Source organism: Arminella tubonensis, assembly GCF_003240585.1.
GTDB lineage: Bacteria > Pseudomonadota > Alphaproteobacteria > Rhizobiales > Rhizobiaceae > Rhizobium > Rhizobium tubonense.
Genome location: NZ_PCDP01000058.1, coordinates 1 through 604, shown reverse-complemented (window position 1 = coordinate 604; position 604 = coordinate 1). Strand labels below are relative to the sequence as shown.

Sequence of the window (604 nt, the reverse complement as noted above, 5' to 3'; positions counted from 1 at the left end):
AACTTGACAGGCACATCCTTGCTGACGAGCTTGGCGAGCTCTTCGGCGTCCCAGTTGGTCAACCGCACGCAACCGTGCGAACCGGTCTTGTCGATCCGGCTCGGGTCTGGTGTGCCATGGATACCGAACGTCGGCTCGGAAAGATCGATCCAGACGGAGCCGACCGGGCCGTTGGGACCCGGAGGCAGGGTCAGGACCTTGTCGTTGTCGCCCTGCTTGAAGTTGACGTTGGGGTTGTAGGTGTAGTTTGGGTTCAAGACGACGGTTTTGATCGTATGCGTTCCGGTTGGCGACGGATTGGATTCACTGCCGATCGTCGCCGGATCGACAACCAGCAAAGAGCCGTCTTCGGCATAGGCGCGGAGCTGGCCCTTTGCCTTGTCCACCTCGATGCGAACCGCCTTTCCGGCACGGTTTGCACCCAGGTCTGCGACGAATATCGTCTCGCCTTGACGAAATTGTGCGCCTGGGTTGATGGCCTTTAATAGATCCTCTCCCATGTGGAAACGCTCGGCCAATCCTTCGGTGACTGTCGCATATCCGAGGTATTTCATCTCCGCCATCCGAGCATAATCCTTGGGGATCGGGCCGACGACCACCGCGA

The 604-nt window shown here is 58.9% G+C and carries 1 protein-coding gene; it reads right to left on the bottom strand.

All coding sequences use genetic code 11. The features are described from left to right. Positions 1–604, bottom strand: a 604-nt coding sequence (locus CPY51_RS24440) for a L,D-transpeptidase (protein WP_146260173.1), incomplete at both ends; no start/stop codon positions are given.